The sequence below is a fragment of the Belliella filtrata genome, assembly GCF_022549775.1.
In the GTDB taxonomy this organism is placed as follows: Bacteria; Bacteroidota; Bacteroidia; order Cytophagales; family Cyclobacteriaceae; genus Belliella; species Belliella filtrata.
The window spans coordinates 19,969-37,689 of record NZ_JAKZGP010000032.1 but is presented as its reverse complement, the minus strand read 5'-3'; the positions used below and the strand labels follow the sequence as shown (position 1 = coordinate 37,689).

The following is a 17,721-nucleotide window of genomic DNA, read 5'->3' as shown; positions in this document are numbered from 1 at the left end:
TAATGGAAAAAATAGACATCAGCCAACTTGAAGGAGAAGAAAAGTCACTTGAGATAAAGTACTTAATTGCTAGGTATCTAAGACACTGGCCTTGGTATATACTTTTCATTATTCTTTTGGTTATTGGTACTTATTTTTTTCACAGATACACTGTCAACGAGTACATGGTATCCGGCACTATTGTAATTAGGCATAATAGCAAGCCAGAGACTCGGATTCTTGATAGATCTGCAATTTTTTCAAGTCAGAACAGCCTTGACAATGATATTTTAATGCTTTCTTCAAAAAACCTTGCAAGAGAGGCATTGGCTAAGTTGCATTTTGACGTCACTTATTTTGCCAAAACAAACATCAAAACCATAGAGTTATATAACAGTAGCCCTATCAGAATTGCGGTAGACTGGAGCCACATGCAAATCCAGCAAACACCCATGCAAGTGGAAATCTTAAGTGAAAGCACTTTTAAAATACTTCCAGAATCTAATAACATTCTTGATATCAAATCTGGTCAATCTCAAAACGATGAGCTATTGTTTGATAAGATTTTCAAATTTGGAGAAGAAATAGAAACCAGCAAATCCAAATTCACCATTCACCTTGTAAATCCGTCAAGAGTGGGCGAGACGATAATTTTTGAACTTAGAAGCCCGACATTTTTGGAAGAAAAAATGGCTAAAGCTATCAGTATTCACCTGGTCAACAGTGCCGCATCTGTACTTGAAATCAGGATGACAACCACCATCATAGATAAAGGTAGGGATTATATCAATGCCCTGATGGAATCCTATTTGGAATATGAATTACGAGAGAAAAACAGGATATCGGAAAACACACTTGTTTTCATCGAAGATCAGCTTGAGCTACTTGAAGATTCATTGAAGAGAAAAGAAAGGGAGCTACAAGATTTCAAAGTTAGCAACAGAATGGTCAATGTAACTGCCGAGTTTTCGGAGATTCTGACCAGGATCAATCAGCTAGATGATGATGCGAAGGCTTTGGATCTAGAGTTAGCCTATTTCAATTCCATCAAACAATACATGGAGGAAAAAACCAAAGACTATAGTCAGGTTATTGCCCCCTCTGTGATCGGAATTCCAGATCCTTTATTGAATGGGTTGATCCAAACGCTAGTCACTTTGTCTCAAGAAAGACGAAAACTACTTGCTTCTGTCAATGAAAATCACCCTGAAGTTTCTAAGGTAGATGTTCAAATGGAAAAAGTAAGAGAAACACTTTTTGAAAATGTGATCAATCTCATCGAAAATACCGAAAAAAAGAGAGTACTACTTTCTGAAAATATCAGGAATTACGACCGAAGATTTGAAACACTTCCTGAGTCCGAATCTAGGTATACTAGTATTTATAGAGAATATAGGTTACGAGAAAACCTGTACACTTACCTACTAGAAAAGCGTGCTGAAGCAGGTATTGCCAAAGCTTCAAATGTATCAGACAATGCCATTTTGGATTATGCTAAGCAAGGCAAATTAGTATTCCCAAAGAAAGAAAGTAACTACCTCATGGCCATTGGCCTTGGGTTTCTTATCCCTTTTGGTTTTTTCCTGATTAGAGACATGCTAGACAATAGGATTCGTGATCAAAGAGACCTTAAAAAGAGCTTTATGATACCACAATTGGCGATAATAGGTCATAGTGAGAAAGAAACCAACATGGTAGTGTTGGAACATCCCAAATCTTCGGTATCCGAGTCATTTAGATCACTAAGATCGGCAATCAATTACATCGCATCAGATAAAGTATCGAAAAAAATCCTTGTAACATCAAGTGTGTCTGGAGAAGGTAAAACTTTCACCTCATTGAACCTCGCTTCTATCATGGCGCTGGGTGGGAAAAAAACAGTAGTGGTTGGAGCAGATTTGAGAAGACCAAAACTTGCATCATACTTCAATCATGTTAGCAAAACAGGCTTATCAAACTATCTTATTGGAGAAATTTCTTCAGATGAAATAATCATGCCTTCGAGTCATGAGAATCTCTTTTTTGTTCCTTCAGGAATAATCCCACCCAATCCAGCAGAATTATTACAAACTCAAAAGCTTAAAGACTTCATCCGACATTTGGAAGGGCAGTTTGACATCGTAGTCTTTGACACTCCTCCACTGGGATTGGTTTCAGAGACTGTGGATTTGATGAGGTTATTTGACATCAATTTGTATGTAGTCAGACAAGATTATACGCTGAAAAATCACTTGGTAATGATCAATGACCTATTTAATAACAAACAGGTCAATAACGTGTATGGCATCTTTAATGGAATCATAGACGCTGGCTACTATTATGAAGGATATAATTATGGCTATGGCAACACCTACCTGTACACCCAGAACAATAAGTATATTTATAATTACTTCGGAGAAGAAGACTCTCCTAAATCTTCCAAAATAAATCAAGGCAAGTCGGCATTTTCACAAATTTGGAATAAATTCATACAGTCTTTCCGTAGATAGTTAGCTACATTTCCCTATGAAAAATTTAAAAACCACAGCACTAATTCCTGCTCGATACGCCTCTACTAGGCTACCGGCAAAATTGGTTCAAGACTTAGCTGGTAAATCAGTAATTCAGCAAACTTATTTAAGTGCAAAAAAAACAGCGCTTTTTGATCAAATTATCGTAGCTACTGATCATGAAGAAATCGCAGAACAAATCAAAGCTATCGGTGGGGAAGTATTCATGAGTCAAGAAAGCCATGAAAGTGGATCTGACCGCATTGCTGAAGCTGCTCGACATATAGATACCGATATCATTGTCAATATTCAAGGTGATGAACCACTTTTGGACAAGGACACCTTGTCAAGATTGATCCAAGCTTTTGAAGAAGAGGGGGTTCAAATGGCCTCTGTAATGTTCAAAATTCCCGCGTGGGAAGCTGAAAACCCCAATGCTGTAAAAGTGGTCGTGGACGAAAATTTGAATGCCTTGTATTTCAGCAGGCATGCGATTCCTTTCAATCGAGAAAAAGAAGTTGAGCTGAGCTACTGGAAGCACGTAGGTATCTATGCCTATCAAAAAGACCTTCTGATGCAATTCACCAAATGGCCGAAGTCAGCTTTGGAACAAGCTGAAATGTTGGAGCAATTACGGGTATTAGAACATGGTGTGAAAATAAAAATGGTTGCTACTACTCACCAAGCCATCGCCATAGACACGGCAGAGGACTTGATAAATGCCAGAGAGCGTTTCGGGAAAAACAATAAGGAAAATTAAATTGAAATTTCAGTTCACTTAGAAGAATGAAAAACCATTAAACTACTAAGTGTCTCTAAGCAACATCTGCAAAGATTCTCTCCATTCTTCGGAAGTAAAGTGTTCCATAAAAGAAAAACAAAACCGCCACTATACTCCCTGGCCATATCCATTCCCATGGCATTGGCCTGTCCAAAAATGCAGCCCTGAACCCTTCAATCACTCCTACCATAGGATTCAATACATAAAATATTCGATACTGATCTGGTACAGCTGTGGTGCTATACACTACAGGTGCTGCATAAAGAAGAAGCTGAACCAAGAAAGTTAATGCATGCTTGACATCTCGGTATTTGACAGCCAAGGCTGATAAAAACATCCCAATTCCCAAAGAAGTCATCAACAGCTGCAGGATCAAAAGCGGGAGAAAGAGTAAGCCCCATCCTGGACTTACTTTAAAATAAATAAGCAAGCCTATCACGACCACAAATGCAATGATAAAATCTAAAAGCTTTGATAAAATGGAAGATAAAGGCAAGACCATCCTCGGAAAATAAACTTTGGTAATCATGTTGGCATTTTGAATCAAACTATTGGCTGACTCTGTCAACGTCCCTGAAAAGTAATTCCATGGCCACAGCGCCAAGTAGGAGAAAAGCAAGTATGGAATACCATCAGAATCTACTTTTGCAAGATTTCCAAATACTACGGTGAACACTATCGTAGTGAACAATGGTTGAATTATCGCCCAAGACACCCCCAGAATAGATTGAGCATATCGTGCTTTGATTCCTCTCAAAGTCAGAAAGTAAAGCAAATCTTTATACCTCCACAACTCTTTCAAGTCGACCAACTGCCAGCCTGAACTTGGTGCTATGATTTTTACTTTTTCCGCTTCCAATTTTATGCTTTTCTTATACCTTATCTGTACTGGGTGAGTGCTTTGATTAGTAAGGATTTTTTCCTATTTCAATTAGTCTGCAAAATAGCTATTCCCTATGAATATCAGCTAAGCTTTGCATCGAAAAACTTTCCATACCGAAGTTTTCTTTAAGCATAGTAAAGTGATCCAAAATCTCTTCGAGCTCTTTCATAGATTGCAATGGATCATTTCCAAAGTTATGTGGATGCCACCAAAGGTGATAGGCTTCTTGGTGTTTTGCAGCATAAGTCATTTCATTTTTGATGCGATTCAGCTTAAGCTTATTTAGCCATTTCCACTGATCATGATATGGCCTTAGTAGTCTAGAGGCTGGGATTTGAAGCACTGCAGAAGGGCTACTTGCTAGGTTGCAAGCTTCAAAAGTCTTCCTAGAACCCATTTGCACAAAACAGTCTGCCGTCCTGAACACTTTCTTCGCAAACGTCTCTCGATAAGTCTCTTGCCAATACCAATCTATGGGATTCGATCTATACTGCTCAAAACCCTCTTCTTGACAAATCTTCAAGTAATCAAGGTTTATTTGATTTCGAGGAAAAACCATTGATTTTAACTTTAAATGAAATTTGTCAAAAGCTATACCTCGCGCAGCCTGAAGATCACTTCTCCACTGATCAGCATGTTGTCCAGCCTCACCAACATAGTAATGCCCAAAAGTATGACTACCAACCTCTTGATGTGGTGTTTTCAAAATCATTTGTATCAACTCAGGTGCAAAATGCCAAGTAGGATTTAATCCAAATCGGTCCACCCAATGATAAGGAGAAAGGTTGGGGTTTTGGTAAGTGGGTAAACTTTTAGGCATATACATTCTCCACTCCTCCTCACTTTCAGCAAACAGCATCCCCACAGTGGCCCAAGTAGCTGCAACTTTATGTGACTCAAAAGTTCTTAGAATTTGCGGAATTACCTTTCTTGTATTTGAAAAATAGGTAGGATAGACCTGACCTCCTACTCTATCAAAAGTCCCCCATAGGAGTTCGAAGTCTAAAGAGATAATAAATTTCCCACAATTTCTAAAATCAGTCATATCACAAATATATCAAGTATAGTTGATACTCTTTTTTTTCTTAACTTTAGAAATTGTCTTTATCCGCTATTAATTCTTTACCCGAATACATAAACCCTAAAACAGCGGAGAATCTTTTTCATATCAAGAAAAAGATATAATCATCACCCTTAGAATTACCTCTTTGTCATGCGCTATAACCAGTTTGAAAAATTGGCGCACCTCCTTAGATAAACATGATCAATTTCAATTAACCTATAAACCAAAATAACAATGAATCCAAAGCACACAAAAGAACAAATTTCTCATCAAGCTTATCAGCACAAGCATTTTCTCTTTGCCATTATTCTCTTAGTGAGCTCACTTACAGTATTTGCTCAAGAAAGAAACTCAAGAATTATCGAAAATGGAGGGAATGGTCCGCACAGCGCCATCATGGAGCAAGATCCTTCCCTACTCACACATACGATTTTCAGACCTCAAGACCTTCAGAAGTTTGGCGTTGCTAAGAAGCTTCCAATTATCGCTTGGGGAAATGGTGCCTGTGCAAACTCTCCTTGGGAACATGTGAACTTTTTGAATGAAGTAGCCTCTCATGGCTTTTTGGTAATAGCCATTGGGCCAATGCCTGAAGAGGGTGAAAAAGGCTCAGGAAGATCTACTTCATCTCAAATGATTGATGCTATCGACTGGGCTATAGCTGTCAATGAAGATCAAAATAGTCCCTTTTACGGAAAAATTGATACTTCCAAAATCGCTGTAAGTGGTATGTCATGTGGTGGCTTGCAGACTTTGGAATCCGCTCCTGACCCTAGAGTGACAACAGCAGTTGTGTGCAACAGTGGCATACTACCAAACCCAGAAAGTGGTATGCCTGGCATGCCAAGTCTAAACAAAGATCAACTCGAAAAGCTGCACACACCTACCCTATACCTACTAGGTGGTGAGTCTGATATAGCCTATAACAATGGCATGGATGATTTCAATAGAATCAATCATGTCCCAGTTTTTGTTGGGAATATGGATGTAGGTCATGGGGGTACTTATGCTCAGCCAAATGGTGGTGAATATGCTCGTGTAGCCACAGCCTGGTACAAATGGCAGCTGTTGAATGATCAAAAAGCTGGTAAAATGTTCACTGGAAACCCAAGTGGCTTATCCCAATCCAAAGAATGGACCGTGGCTAAAAAGAACATGGATTAATTTGGAAAATGAGGAGATAAAGCTATCCTTTTGAGTTTTGGAAAATGGTATTATGAACGAAAACCATCTTCTATACTCAAAAGGGTTTTGCTTTGCTGGGACATTTGGACAAATGGAGTATCTTGCAGCATGCAAAAAAAGCTCAAGATTTTACATATCATAAAATCTCTTGGACGAGGTGGAGCAGAAAAATTAATCGCTGAAACTTCCAGGATCCATAATAGAGACAAGTTTGAGATTTATTGCATTTACTTTCATCAAAGACCCCATCATGTCATAGAAGAATTGAAATCATGTGGTGTACATGTCACCTACTTTCAAGCTGGTAATTTTGGTTTATTGAATCAAATCAGCAGAGTCAGCACATACATCAAATCTCAGGACATTGACCTGATTCATGCTCATCTCCCTTGGGCTGGTATACTTGCAAGATTGGCTGGATATCATCATGAGGTTCCTATCATCTATACAGAGCACAATGTCTGGCACAGGTACAATAAGCTCACCTATTTTCTGAACCGACTGACCTATAGCATGCAAGATCTCGTCATCGCTGTATCTGATGAAGTAGCACATGCTATTAAGCCATTTGAGTCACTGTCTTTCAAAAATAAAAATCCAAAAATAATCACCCTTCAAAATGCCGTAGACACTGCGTTTTTTACCAAAAACATCGAACTCGGTAATCAAATCAAAACTTCGCTATCTATTCCCAATAAGGCTTTTGTGGTTGGAAATGTTGCTGTATTCAGAAAACAAAAGCGACTTGATATCTGGATCAAAGAAGCTACAAAGATCTGGGAAAAACTTCCCAGCACCCATTTTATTTTAGTCGGAGATGGCCCATTGCTTCCACTGATCCAATCAATGGTCAATGAGTCACCAGCTGCCAAGAATTTTCACCTAGTTGGAATTCAGCATGATGTACTCCCATATCTATGTGCTATGGACTTGTTTATGATCAGTTCAGCCTTTGAAGGGCTTCCTATAGCTATGCTGGAAGCGATGTCCTGCAAAATCCCAATAGTATCTTGCCAAGCTGGAGGGATTGGCGAAGTTATAGAGCCTGGTAAAGAGGGGTTCCTGTGTACCGTCGAAAATCATGATAAGCTAGCTACGCTTTGTCTTCAAGCGCTCCAAGATCCAAGTACGCTGGTGTTGATGGGAGAAAATGCACGAAAAAAAGTAAAGGAGAACTTCTCACTTGACAAGTTTGCTTCTCAATTGGAGACAATATACCAGGGTACAGTCCAAACCACAAAAAAGACTGCTGAAGAATAACAAAAACATTTCTTCATAAAATCAAAATGAAAGCATCTTCACATTCATTACAAAATCCCATTTACAATGCTTTACCTATTTGGACAGGAGTGATATTCTTGGTGTCTGTGTGGTACTTGGGCTATGATGGCATTACATTCAGTGATGATGTGTATTACTTGCTCAAAGGGAAAGAATTTTGGAATGGTGAAAATGTCCTAAGCGATCATCACTTTTCTAGCCGATTGGGTTCATACATTTTCTCTGGCTTTTTCACCTACCTTTTTTATTTCGATGATCATATTGGGAGTATTGCCTCACTTCTATCCTACATCTTTGGCCTATTATTGATTACACGTTTGATCAAAACTCCTGAGGATCAATTATGGACAGTTGCTTTCTTTTCCACACAGGTATTTTTCATGCATTTCATTCATAAAAATTATCCTGACAGCATTTTGGTTGCATGGATTTCTATGATCCTTTTCTCTTCATACATACGTCATCAAAAGCCTGTGATCGCAGCCTTTTTGATGAGTTTTGCTTTTTTTGGAGCTATGTTGACCAAAGAGACCATCGTTTACTTGTTTCCATTTCCTTTGGCTTTGTATTTCTTAGAGAAAAAGACCAAAGACAGACACAAGTTTTATTTATGGCTTTTGATTTTCGCTACGATTACAATAGTCATCTATTTAGGGTTTTACTGGTTCAAATTTGGAAATGCGCTCTATAGAATTCAGACCATTCAAGATGGACACTATATTTCTGAATATTCCTTTGCCGATAAAGATTGGAAAGTCATGCTTTGGAGAGTTACTTTTTGGCCTTTCGTTTCCTTTGTTGAAAGAGGGTATTGGCTGTGGATTGTCTTGGCTATTCCTGCGATCATCTCTGGTGTCAGGCACAAAACTAAGATCAGTTTTGAATTTGGAATAGCAGCCATTTGCTTGTTTGCTGGATTTTGGTGGATGAGCACCAGTCTCCAATTTTACAATCCAATACATCTCAACCCTAGGCACCTGATCATTCTAATCCCTGTTCTTGCTCCATTGATTGGAAATGGCTCTGGTAAATGGCTGCATGATAGCAAAACCCGAATTTGGGTATCAATAGCCATATTACTTGGAGCAGTGATAGCTTTGACTGTAGGTGATTGGAAGCAGATGGCTTTTCTTGGATTTTTTTCAAGTCTATTATTGTTCAAACCATTCATCAGACGAGAACTATTGAAAGTCACATCGATTCTAATGCTTGTGGCGCCTGTAGTTTTAAGTATTGGTTATCAAAAAAAATTAAAAAACTATACGCATTTCGTATCCAAACTCCATGATCAAGTAGAAACCAATGAATTGGTCATGGTGAATAATTTCGTAGATTTCAGTAAGGAGGTTTTGCTACCCAATCAAACTCAAAATCAAGCCAAACTTTCCCCTATAGAAGACCTAAAGGGATTTGAATCACTGAGCCCAGACACTTTTACTTTAATTATATACAACTACTACATCCATGCCTACCCCAAAGAAATTCCAGATGTCGAACTTTTCTTTAAACTCTGTGAATCCCTGGACTATGAAATCACCTTTGAAGTTGAAGACGATTGGTTGAGGATTGTACGTTTTGAGAAAAGGAGGAAGGGTTAAGGAGGAATTTGATATATGCTAAGGCGATCTACAGTTGATATTTGCCTGCGGCGATATAGGCTTGCTACGAATGTTCTTGCAAAGAAGTGAGCATTATTCTCGCTTCTCATCTCTTTGGTTTGTCTGTGCCTTAGTGGTAAAAAACATGCATTTTTTTTTACAAAAATGCATTAAGTAGGCCCCTTCAATATTTCAACTATCTAAATCATCCAGCCAGTATCTAAATATTAAATCACCGAACAGAAAACTAAAACACTTTCTATTCTTCCAACCTCTGATAAAAATACAGGATAGGAACAATGGCATTGCTAAACTCACTCAAGGTATAATATGATTTTTCGGCATCAAAGCATATTGCTTCTCCTTGAGGTTCAGTAGGATTATAGGGTGCTAGTTGAGGGGTTTTTGTAAACATATCAACCATGTTTTCATTACCAGTCCTCGTCCAATGGAGAATAAAATCATAAGTTTTGATCAACATCTCATTTCCATCTAAAGAGATATTACCTCCTACAGCTCTAGTAAAAGGAAATTCACCAACTTTCACTGCTTCGATCTGCTCATTTGTATTTTGTGGATAAGGCAGAACATAGATGATAGAATGAAAATCTCTCTTGGTAACCAAAAACAAATCCTTTGTCCATGGGTCAAGAAGTAATGTCTCTACATCATGTTTTGTGTTTCCGGGGTATTGGAATGTAATAGTTTCAATTTCATCACTCGAAATGGTATACTCACTTGTTCCACTAACAAAAGTTGGCTCTTTAAAACGATAGATTTTATAATCTCTATAAACTCTGTCGTTGTCACCTACTTCACCCAAGTAAATATAATTGGCACCTTCCTCTGGCCCAGGCCCTATTTCTATATCTTCCCAATCTCTATTAAAAACTCCATCTAACTTAAATATAGCAGCAGTTTCTCCAGTTTGGATATTTAGTAAGTATATCTCATTCTGATTTCCCTTATCCTCATGAGTCCATAGAAAACCTTCATTTTCAATACTAATCACAATTCCAGAAGCTTCTATCAAGTCTGACTCTCCTCTAGCCTCAGCAGTTTCAGGGAACCTATTTGACCTTACTAGACCTAATGAAGTACTGTACTCAAGTTCAAAAGGAATGTGTGACTCCCAGAAGTCTTGAATAGTATCTGGTGAATCTGATGCTTGATCACAAGAAAATAAAGATAAAAGGCTCAGTAAGGTTATAAATGAACAGGTCTTCATGCTTAAGATGTTATGCTAAGTTTTAAGTTGTTTAAAAAAATGAAAGGAGTCGAACCATTATGATCGACTCCTTTAAGGTTTTGTATTTAATCGGCATTTACCGCACCAAAAAAAGTAGATGGTAGTGGTGTTGTATATGTTTTTCCATTGGCTACATACTCGGAATAGATTGGACTGAAATCAGTCGTTCCGCCTGTTATGGCTGGACTTTCAGGGGACAGTTTGAACATTTCAAACAAGTCATTAACAAACTTTGCATCGCTCATTGCTCTGTAGTTTGCTGGAGTATAACTTCCCACACTATATCCCACAAACATAGGATCATTATCTCCTACTGCGCCAAATATGTCAGAAGTTGGGATGGTAATTCCTTCATATCCTGGGACATTCTGACCAATGATACCATTGATTGGATGAAATCCTTCAACCATTTCTTCATCACTTCCATAATAAAAATGATTTCCCCACTTCATATTGGCCATATCTGGCTCATCATCTGGTGGGAACAGACGTAATCCGTATCTACAGTCAGCCACCAAATTATTGAAAGACTCCCCACGCGCACCATTTTCATAATTTAGTGATCCACCTCTTCCAGCTTGAGATCTTCTCCAGCCAGACCCTACGATGGTATTATTGTAATAATTGTTATTACACTGCGGTTGACGACCTTTTGAGTTAGCCGCTTTCAAACCATTGGTCGCAATTCCATAAAACACATTGTAGCAAAAGTCTCCTACCACACCACTTTTAGTGTTGACAGATTCACCACCTGTTTCACCGTTGAAAGCAAATTCACTATAGGCAATTAGCGTTTTTGCACCGTTGAGACGGATAGCATCATCTTTGGTGTAAGCTATTCTAGAATGCCACATGATAAAGTTCCCTTCCGGATTGACCATATATACTGCATATCTTGGTTCACCTTCATCAATCTCTCCTTCTGCAACGATTGATGATCCTGCTTCAGCAGGTGCACCTGCAAACTCTATAGTGGTGTACTCAAACACTATATCTTCTGCAGTATCTGTCCCTATTATACCTCCCCAAAACCCTCTAAAGATATTGGAAACAGTTCGCTTTTCTTCTTCTACACCTATGTATACTGGTTTTTCGGCTGTTCCATAACTGTAGAAACTTCCAGCAACATTGATCTCAGGACTACTTCCTGCTCTTCCAGTTCCATCGATAATGATGTTTGTACCTTCCATAATTGTCAAGGACTCCCCTGCTCTTATGAACAAATCACCAGTAACCCAATAATTTTCATCTGGTCCTAAAGTACCACTTACTTCTCCTTCCAATTTGGTAAACCCAGCTGGTACATCATCATCTCCTCCAATGATGTCTCCATCATCATCATTGACAAATGAATTATCACATGCGGTAAATGCCAAAAATAGCATTATCAAGCATGGTAAACTAAATCTCAATTTTCTCATATAATTAATCATTTTATTGGTTTTCTTTATTTATATCCCATTGATTTTGTATCTCACTCCTAGTCGGAAAGATTGCCAGAAAAAATCCCTTTGGACGATTGTTTGACCAGCTCTATCTTGTAAAGGGAAATCTAGTTGCTCAGTTTTTCGTGGACTTTTTACAAAGAGTTCGTAGGGCGTATTGAGCAAGTTGTTTGCCTTTCCAAAAACTACCCAGTTACCTAATTTTTGCTCTATAGAAAAATCAAGCTGTGTAAAAGGTCTTGACCAAATATCAAGGTCAAGCCACGGAGAGACAATCTCTATCCGCTCACCTGTATATACAGCTGACAACTGTAAATCAGTACCAGTCTTTTGATTTTTATACAATAAACTTAAGTTACCTATATGATCAGCTTGTCCTTGAAGAGGTCGTGTTTGATTTACCTCTCTTAGAATTAGTTCTGAGCTAGTATCATCTGGATTTTCTCTCACTCGCTCACTTTTTGTCGTAGTAAGTGAAGATCTTGTAAAGGTATAGTTTGCCCTAATCCCAATATTGTTGAAGAATTTACTGTAGTCCATTTCCAAACCCCAATTGGTAGCCGTACCAGAATTGGTTGGTGTGAGATTTCTTGGACCTGTGGTCAAACTGGTCTGTCTGACAAGTAATAATTCAATCGGGTCTTCTATTCTTTTATAAAAAGCGCCGAATAGAAACTGTTCATTTGCATTTGGGAAATATTCATACCTTACATCAAAGTTATCAGCAATAGCCCTTTGTACATCAGGGTTTCCTTTGAATGGAAACTCATCATCCTCATCAGAGATGCCATCTACAATTTCAAAATAACCAGGTCTATTGATCGCTTTGTAATATGAACTTCGCAAATTCACATCACTCTTGGGCTTGTATTTAAGGCTAAGATTAGGAAGTACATCTGTATAAATTTGATTCAATTTAGGTAACTCAAACTGATTGGTAGTTCTCGATACATAGCCTTGATTGGTATGCTCAACCCTAGCTCCTGCATTGACATCAAGCTTTCCGAATTCGAGATGTAAAATCCCATAATATGCTCCAATTTGCTCGTAGGCGTTGTAATTCAAAGCATGCCCAAGTGTTCCTGTAGGATTCAATATATCCCATTGCACATCTCTGAAATCGTTCCAATCCGTGCCTTGTTCTTGAAATGGCGGATTAGGATCAAACCTATACCTGTTGAAGAGCGCTCCTCGCTCCTTGTCCCTTGCCATTCCACCTACTTTAATGTACCCTTTGTAATCATCCAAGAGAGCAGGTTTATATAGCATATTGAGGTGCAAAGTGAAATCCTGATCATAATGCTTTTCCCATCTTCTAGGATTTCTTCTTTCGATGTTTTGAGGCATTTCAACCCCATTTTCTACCCCTCCATTTCTTGAAAAAATAGCATTGTCAGGTCTATCAAACTCTGCCCTAGAATATACAGCAGACCAGTCTACAAGAAGCCTTTCATCAGCAAGGTTATGTTTACCTTGCAATGTGGCATTCCTAATACCACTGTAAGTCGACCTGATTCTTGTTTGGAAAAGATAAGTTGCATTTACATTGTCTGGAGATATATCTCTGTCACTAGTGATCATTTCTCTAGACTCAAAATCATTGAGGGTAAAATCCCCATAGTATAAACTAATGTTGTTACGCTTATTGAACTGGTAATCTATTTTGGAGTGAAGGCCCAACCTAAACTGCTGGATAGAGGTTTTTCTCATTTGAAAACTTGAAAGCGCTGGACGTCCTGTGCCCAGAGGGTCTACATCCACTTTGTACCAATCCCTATCTGCACCTCGAAAAGAATTCTGCACGGATGCACCAACCATTACACCCAGTTTACCTTGCATAAATCTATCCCCGATTGTGATACCTCCAAACAAATCAGGAAGTGGATTGATCGGATTGATGATTAGGTTTCGGGTAGAAAAATCCGACATATTAGCCTCATACCTAGAGCCAAAGCGCTCAGCAGGTGAGAACCTGTTCTCTGTAGCACGGTCATAGCTATAAAAAGGTCTATTCAAATGAATAGTGTTGTATCCAAGTTGAAAATCTGCATTGACTTCAAACTCTTCTGGAGCACTTTTCATTACGAGATTCACACTACCTCCTATCGCATCCCCCTCCATATCAGGTGACAAACTTTTGGCAACTTCTAGCCGCTCAAGCATTTGTGCAGGAAAAATATCCAGAGGAACATATCGGTTTTTATTGTCTGGAGAAGGTATTTTCACACCATTTACTAAAGTGTAATTGTACCTTTTATCCATTCCTCTGACTATAGCATACTGTGGATCACCACTAGCATTTCGCTCTATAGAAAGTCCTGATACACGCTGTACAACATTAGCTACTGTAATATCTGGTGATAATTCAATAGACTTGGCCGATACCACATTAATGGTATTGTTTGCCATTTGTTCAAGCTTTCTGGCCTGTGCTTCGGTTCCGCGATTGACTGAACCCATGATAACCACCTCACTCAAAACCTGACTATCTGGATTCATTTTCACTAATTCATCGATAGAGGAATTGGAGACTTCTAGTGCCTTTTTGTAATTTTTGAATCCAATGAAACTCACTTCCATTTCATAACTACCTTGGCGAACCGTGGACCAAGCATACCTACCATCTACATCTGTGACAGCACTATGGTCTGAGCTTCCATTCTTTAAGGTAACTACAGCTCCTATCAATGGCTGATTGTATTCATCATACACAGTACCAGACACTTCTACTTGAGCATGTGCCATATGCACAAGGGTAATCGAAATCAAAAAGAGTGTTATAAACTTTTTCACAATCTCTTATTTTGGGCGATTCTGTGAATTGCCAATTTTACAGCATTATTTTAAATTGAAATAATAGGCTGATTGGTCTCTTGCATAAAACCAATCAGCCTAGTCATCGTGAACTCGATTAGTCACAATCACTGAAATCTCCAGCAGCTGAAGACCATTCCAACTCGCCTTCTGGAAAATTACCTACCCATGGATAGATTGCGCAAAGATCTGTGATTGCATTATTTTGAATATCCAAAGAAATCTTATTGTCAAACTCTTCAGAAAGTGCCTCGGTGAAAGCACCTGCTTCGAATAATGGAACTAAGGCCATAACAGAAGTGATGCCTGTATTTCTGATATTTGACTCGACCAATTTGGTCTTATTTGCAAAAATCTCAGCAAAAAGCTCATCTCCAAGCACTGTGTTTCTTAAACTTAGGTAATAAAGATTTTCCATTGGAGTAATTAGCCCTGGGTTGGTGATACCATTTCCTCCACCAGCTCTATTAAGGTTCAAAAACTGTAACTGAGTCATGCCCTCTAAAGCAGAAATATCAGACACATCAGTTTCTCTTAAGTTGATGTGTGTAAGTGAAGTCTTTCCAGCAAGTGCTGAAATGTCAGCAACAGCAGTGTTTTGAAAATCTATGTTTTCGATATTTTCCAAAGGAGCTAGAAAAGACAATGATGTAGGAGTCACAGCATCTCTCATATCCAATACGATCAAGTTTGTCAAACTGGATATAGGAGTCAAATCTTCTACCTCAACACTTCTAGCATAAAGTACCTCCAAATTTTCAGCTTCTTCAATACCACTGAATGTTGACAGCACTGCATTGCTAACATTCAATTCAGTCAATTCCATCATTCTAGCTTTTGTCAAAGCTCCAGCGCTTTGGATGTTCAATTCATCCAGAATGATCTCTAATAGCTCCGAATCCTCAATCACTACTACTTCATCTACTGGGTCTACAGCTGGATCATTTTCATCATCACTACAGCTTGTAAATGTGAATCCTAAGACTGCCAAAGCCATTAGAAAACTGATAGATCTCTTCATTCTTTCAAAATACTTCATAAAGGTTGGTTTTTTTTAAACGATGCCTCAAACCTATAGGCTTGATCTAAAAATGCCCAATTGACAAGTCGATTGTAATAGAATCATAACAGGTAGGTGAAGTACAATTAACATTACCAATGGTTTTGGTAACATTCTCTTAATTTGAAGAAGGATGAATTTGATATATGCTAAAGCGATATACAGTTGATATTTGCCTGCGGCGATATGGGCTTGCTACGAATATCCGTACAAAAAAGAGAAAAAGAGGAAGGAGGAATTGTTTCTTGGTTTGTGACAGACATCTCTAATCTCTCGTCTCTTAGTACCTTAGAGGCAAAATGCATCCAATTCTTAGCATAAAATACACTCTACTAGATCAACCATATAAACTTTTCAACTCTCTAAACCAATCAATATATATCTTAATACTTCGAAACAGAAAACTAAAAAATACAAAAATCTAAATCAACTGACATCAGGAAGAAGCCTTAACCTTACGCTCTTCCTCTTGAACAATCCTATTATAAATCAATGCCCTCTTTTTGAGCCTATTGGTCTTCTGCCAATCTAAGAATGCTACAATTACAAATAGCATAAAGTACATAATTTGACTTTTCTGCCGTATGATAATCCCCAAATTTGACATAATGTATGTCATCGATATCGAAATGGAAATAAAAACTACGCCGGACATTTTCACCATGGCTGGCGCATCTTTGATGTAAGTGATAAAATCTCTACTGAATATTTTGCTAAACATGTAGATATATAGTGCATTTTCAAAACTCACCACAATTCCGAGGAAATTTGGAGAATCTATAAATAAAGGTCTAAACCAAAAGGTAAACAACTTCATCGGTAAACTATAGCTACTCATGTTTACTGCTGATCCAGCCGAGTAGCTTAGCCTGTGTGCATTAAGGGCTGATTCTTCTTCAAAAGACTCAAAAATATTATTAGGATCATAGCCTAAATAAAGAATGATTTTCTCATACATAATTACTGAGACGACAAGACCTGCAAGCGCGACAAGGTACTTTTGATACAAAGGCACCTTCCCTTTTCCTAATACAAATCCTACTGACATCCCAATCAGAACCGCAAACAGAATATGTGGTCTAACCAAATAGGAAACAAAGCTACCAATCAAAATATGTGGAATTCGCTGAGCTGGCCGAGACAATCCATAAACCAAAAAACCCAAACCGCTGAATATAATAGCACCTTTGCCTAGAGACGCTGTCCAGAAGTGCATGTTGGGCAAAAACATAAATATCGTAATTGCATCCCACCCTTTTAGTTTAGGGTTAAAATTCAAGTTCTCCTTGATGAAAAGGTAAAAGTATAAAAATCCCAAAAAGCCGAACCAAGTGAAAAGCATCATGGTCATTTCATAATTGAAATTCAAAAACCTCACAAAAGGAAATGCTAACCACTCTATAAAACCAGTGCCTGTAGAAAAAGCATCTGACCACTCATTCCAAAATTGAAGTGCTCTTAGGTAATAAAGCTTTGAATCTGATCGATTGAAAACTGCATATAAATAATATACCAATCCAAAAAACATATGATACCAATACAGTTGGTTCAAGAGTTGAAGATTGACCCATTTATGCTTCGCCTTGACATCCTTTAGGATGGGTTGAGTCAACAAAAACAGGAAAATTATCAATATGAGTGCTCCAAGCATGATCAGAAAGAAAGTGGATTACAAATAAAGGGTTTATTAAGTGATTTATCAATTCTCATTTCAGTCTTTGACTTTGAAAATTGACTTAATCTTTACCGTTACACTTCAACTATAAGCCTATGAAAAACAAAGATTTGAACATCTGATAAAGTCAAAAAATAAATTTGATATTCATGAGTATTTTATTTGAAACTATTTCCTATTTTTCAAACAAAATTCTCCTTAGTTATCAATCTAAGTTTC

12 protein-coding genes are annotated in these 17,721 nt (G+C 38.1%); 5 read left to right on the top strand and 7 right to left on the bottom strand.

From position 1 onward, the window contains the following. Positions 1-2: 2 nt before the first annotated feature. Together MM239_RS12580 and kdsB are read left to right on the top strand one after the other, a co-directional pair. Entirely contained in the window at positions 3-2,468 is a 2,466-nt protein-coding gene (locus tag MM239_RS12580; RefSeq protein ID WP_241348599.1) for a GumC family protein, read from the top strand. Between the two features lie 16 nt (positions 2,469-2,484). Beyond that, entirely contained in the window at positions 2,485-3,228 is a 744-nt protein-coding gene (gene kdsB / locus MM239_RS12575; RefSeq protein WP_241348598.1) for a 3-deoxy-manno-octulosonate cytidylyltransferase, read from the top strand. A 55-nt stretch (positions 3,229-3,283) separates the two neighbouring features. Here kdsB and MM239_RS12570 read toward each other — a convergent pair whose 3' ends face one another. Then, entirely contained in the window at positions 3,284-4,108 is an 825-nt protein-coding gene (locus MM239_RS12570) for an ABC transporter permease (RefSeq protein ID WP_241348597.1), read from the bottom strand. A gap of 88 nt (positions 4,109-4,196) precedes the next feature. Then, positions 4,197-5,177, bottom strand: a complete 981-nt coding sequence (locus MM239_RS12565; RefSeq protein ID WP_241348596.1) for a polysaccharide deacetylase family protein — start codon at positions 5,175-5,177, stop codon at positions 4,197-4,199. A 252-nt stretch (positions 5,178-5,429) separates the two neighbouring features. Between MM239_RS12565 and MM239_RS12560 the strand changes: the two genes are divergently transcribed. From MM239_RS12560 to MM239_RS12550, 3 genes are all read left to right on the top strand, one after another. Beyond that, positions 5,430-6,359, top strand: a complete 930-nt coding sequence (locus MM239_RS12560; RefSeq protein ID WP_241348595.1) for a poly(ethylene terephthalate) hydrolase family protein — start codon at positions 5,430-5,432, stop codon at positions 6,357-6,359. 129 nt (positions 6,360-6,488) lie between these two features. Further along, entirely contained in the window at positions 6,489-7,640 is a 1,152-nt protein-coding gene (locus MM239_RS12555) for a glycosyltransferase (RefSeq protein WP_241348594.1), read from the top strand. 26 nt (positions 7,641-7,666) lie between these two features. After that, positions 7,667-9,259, top strand: a complete 1,593-nt coding sequence (locus MM239_RS12550; RefSeq protein ID WP_241348593.1) for an ArnT family glycosyltransferase — start codon at positions 7,667-7,669, stop codon at positions 9,257-9,259. Positions 9,260-9,518: 259 nt separating this feature from the next. Here MM239_RS12550 and MM239_RS12545 read toward each other — a convergent pair whose 3' ends face one another. The 5 genes from MM239_RS12545 to MM239_RS12525 all read right to left on the bottom strand — a co-directional run bounded on the left by MM239_RS12545 (position 9,519) and on the right by MM239_RS12525 (position 17,478). After that, positions 9,519-10,487, bottom strand: coding sequence for a hypothetical protein (locus tag MM239_RS12545; protein ID WP_241348592.1), 969 nt, complete (start codon positions 10,485-10,487; stop codon positions 9,519-9,521). Between the two features lie 86 nt (positions 10,488-10,573). Continuing rightward, positions 10,574-11,929 (bottom strand): hypothetical protein, encoded by a 1,356-nt coding sequence (locus MM239_RS12540; protein WP_241348591.1) that lies wholly within the window; start codon positions 11,927-11,929, stop codon positions 10,574-10,576. A gap of 30 nt (positions 11,930-11,959) precedes the next feature. After that, positions 11,960-14,746 (bottom strand): TonB-dependent receptor, encoded by a 2,787-nt coding sequence (locus MM239_RS12535; protein ID WP_241348590.1) that lies wholly within the window; start codon positions 14,744-14,746, stop codon positions 11,960-11,962. A gap of 118 nt (positions 14,747-14,864) precedes the next feature. Continuing rightward, entirely contained in the window at positions 14,865-15,806 is a 942-nt protein-coding gene (locus MM239_RS12530) for a leucine-rich repeat domain-containing protein (protein ID WP_241348589.1), read from the bottom strand. 457 nt (positions 15,807-16,263) lie between these two features. Further along, positions 16,264-17,478, bottom strand: a complete 1,215-nt coding sequence (locus MM239_RS12525) for a hypothetical protein (RefSeq protein WP_241348588.1) — start codon at positions 17,476-17,478, stop codon at positions 16,264-16,266. Positions 17,479-17,721 lie beyond the last annotated feature (243 nt).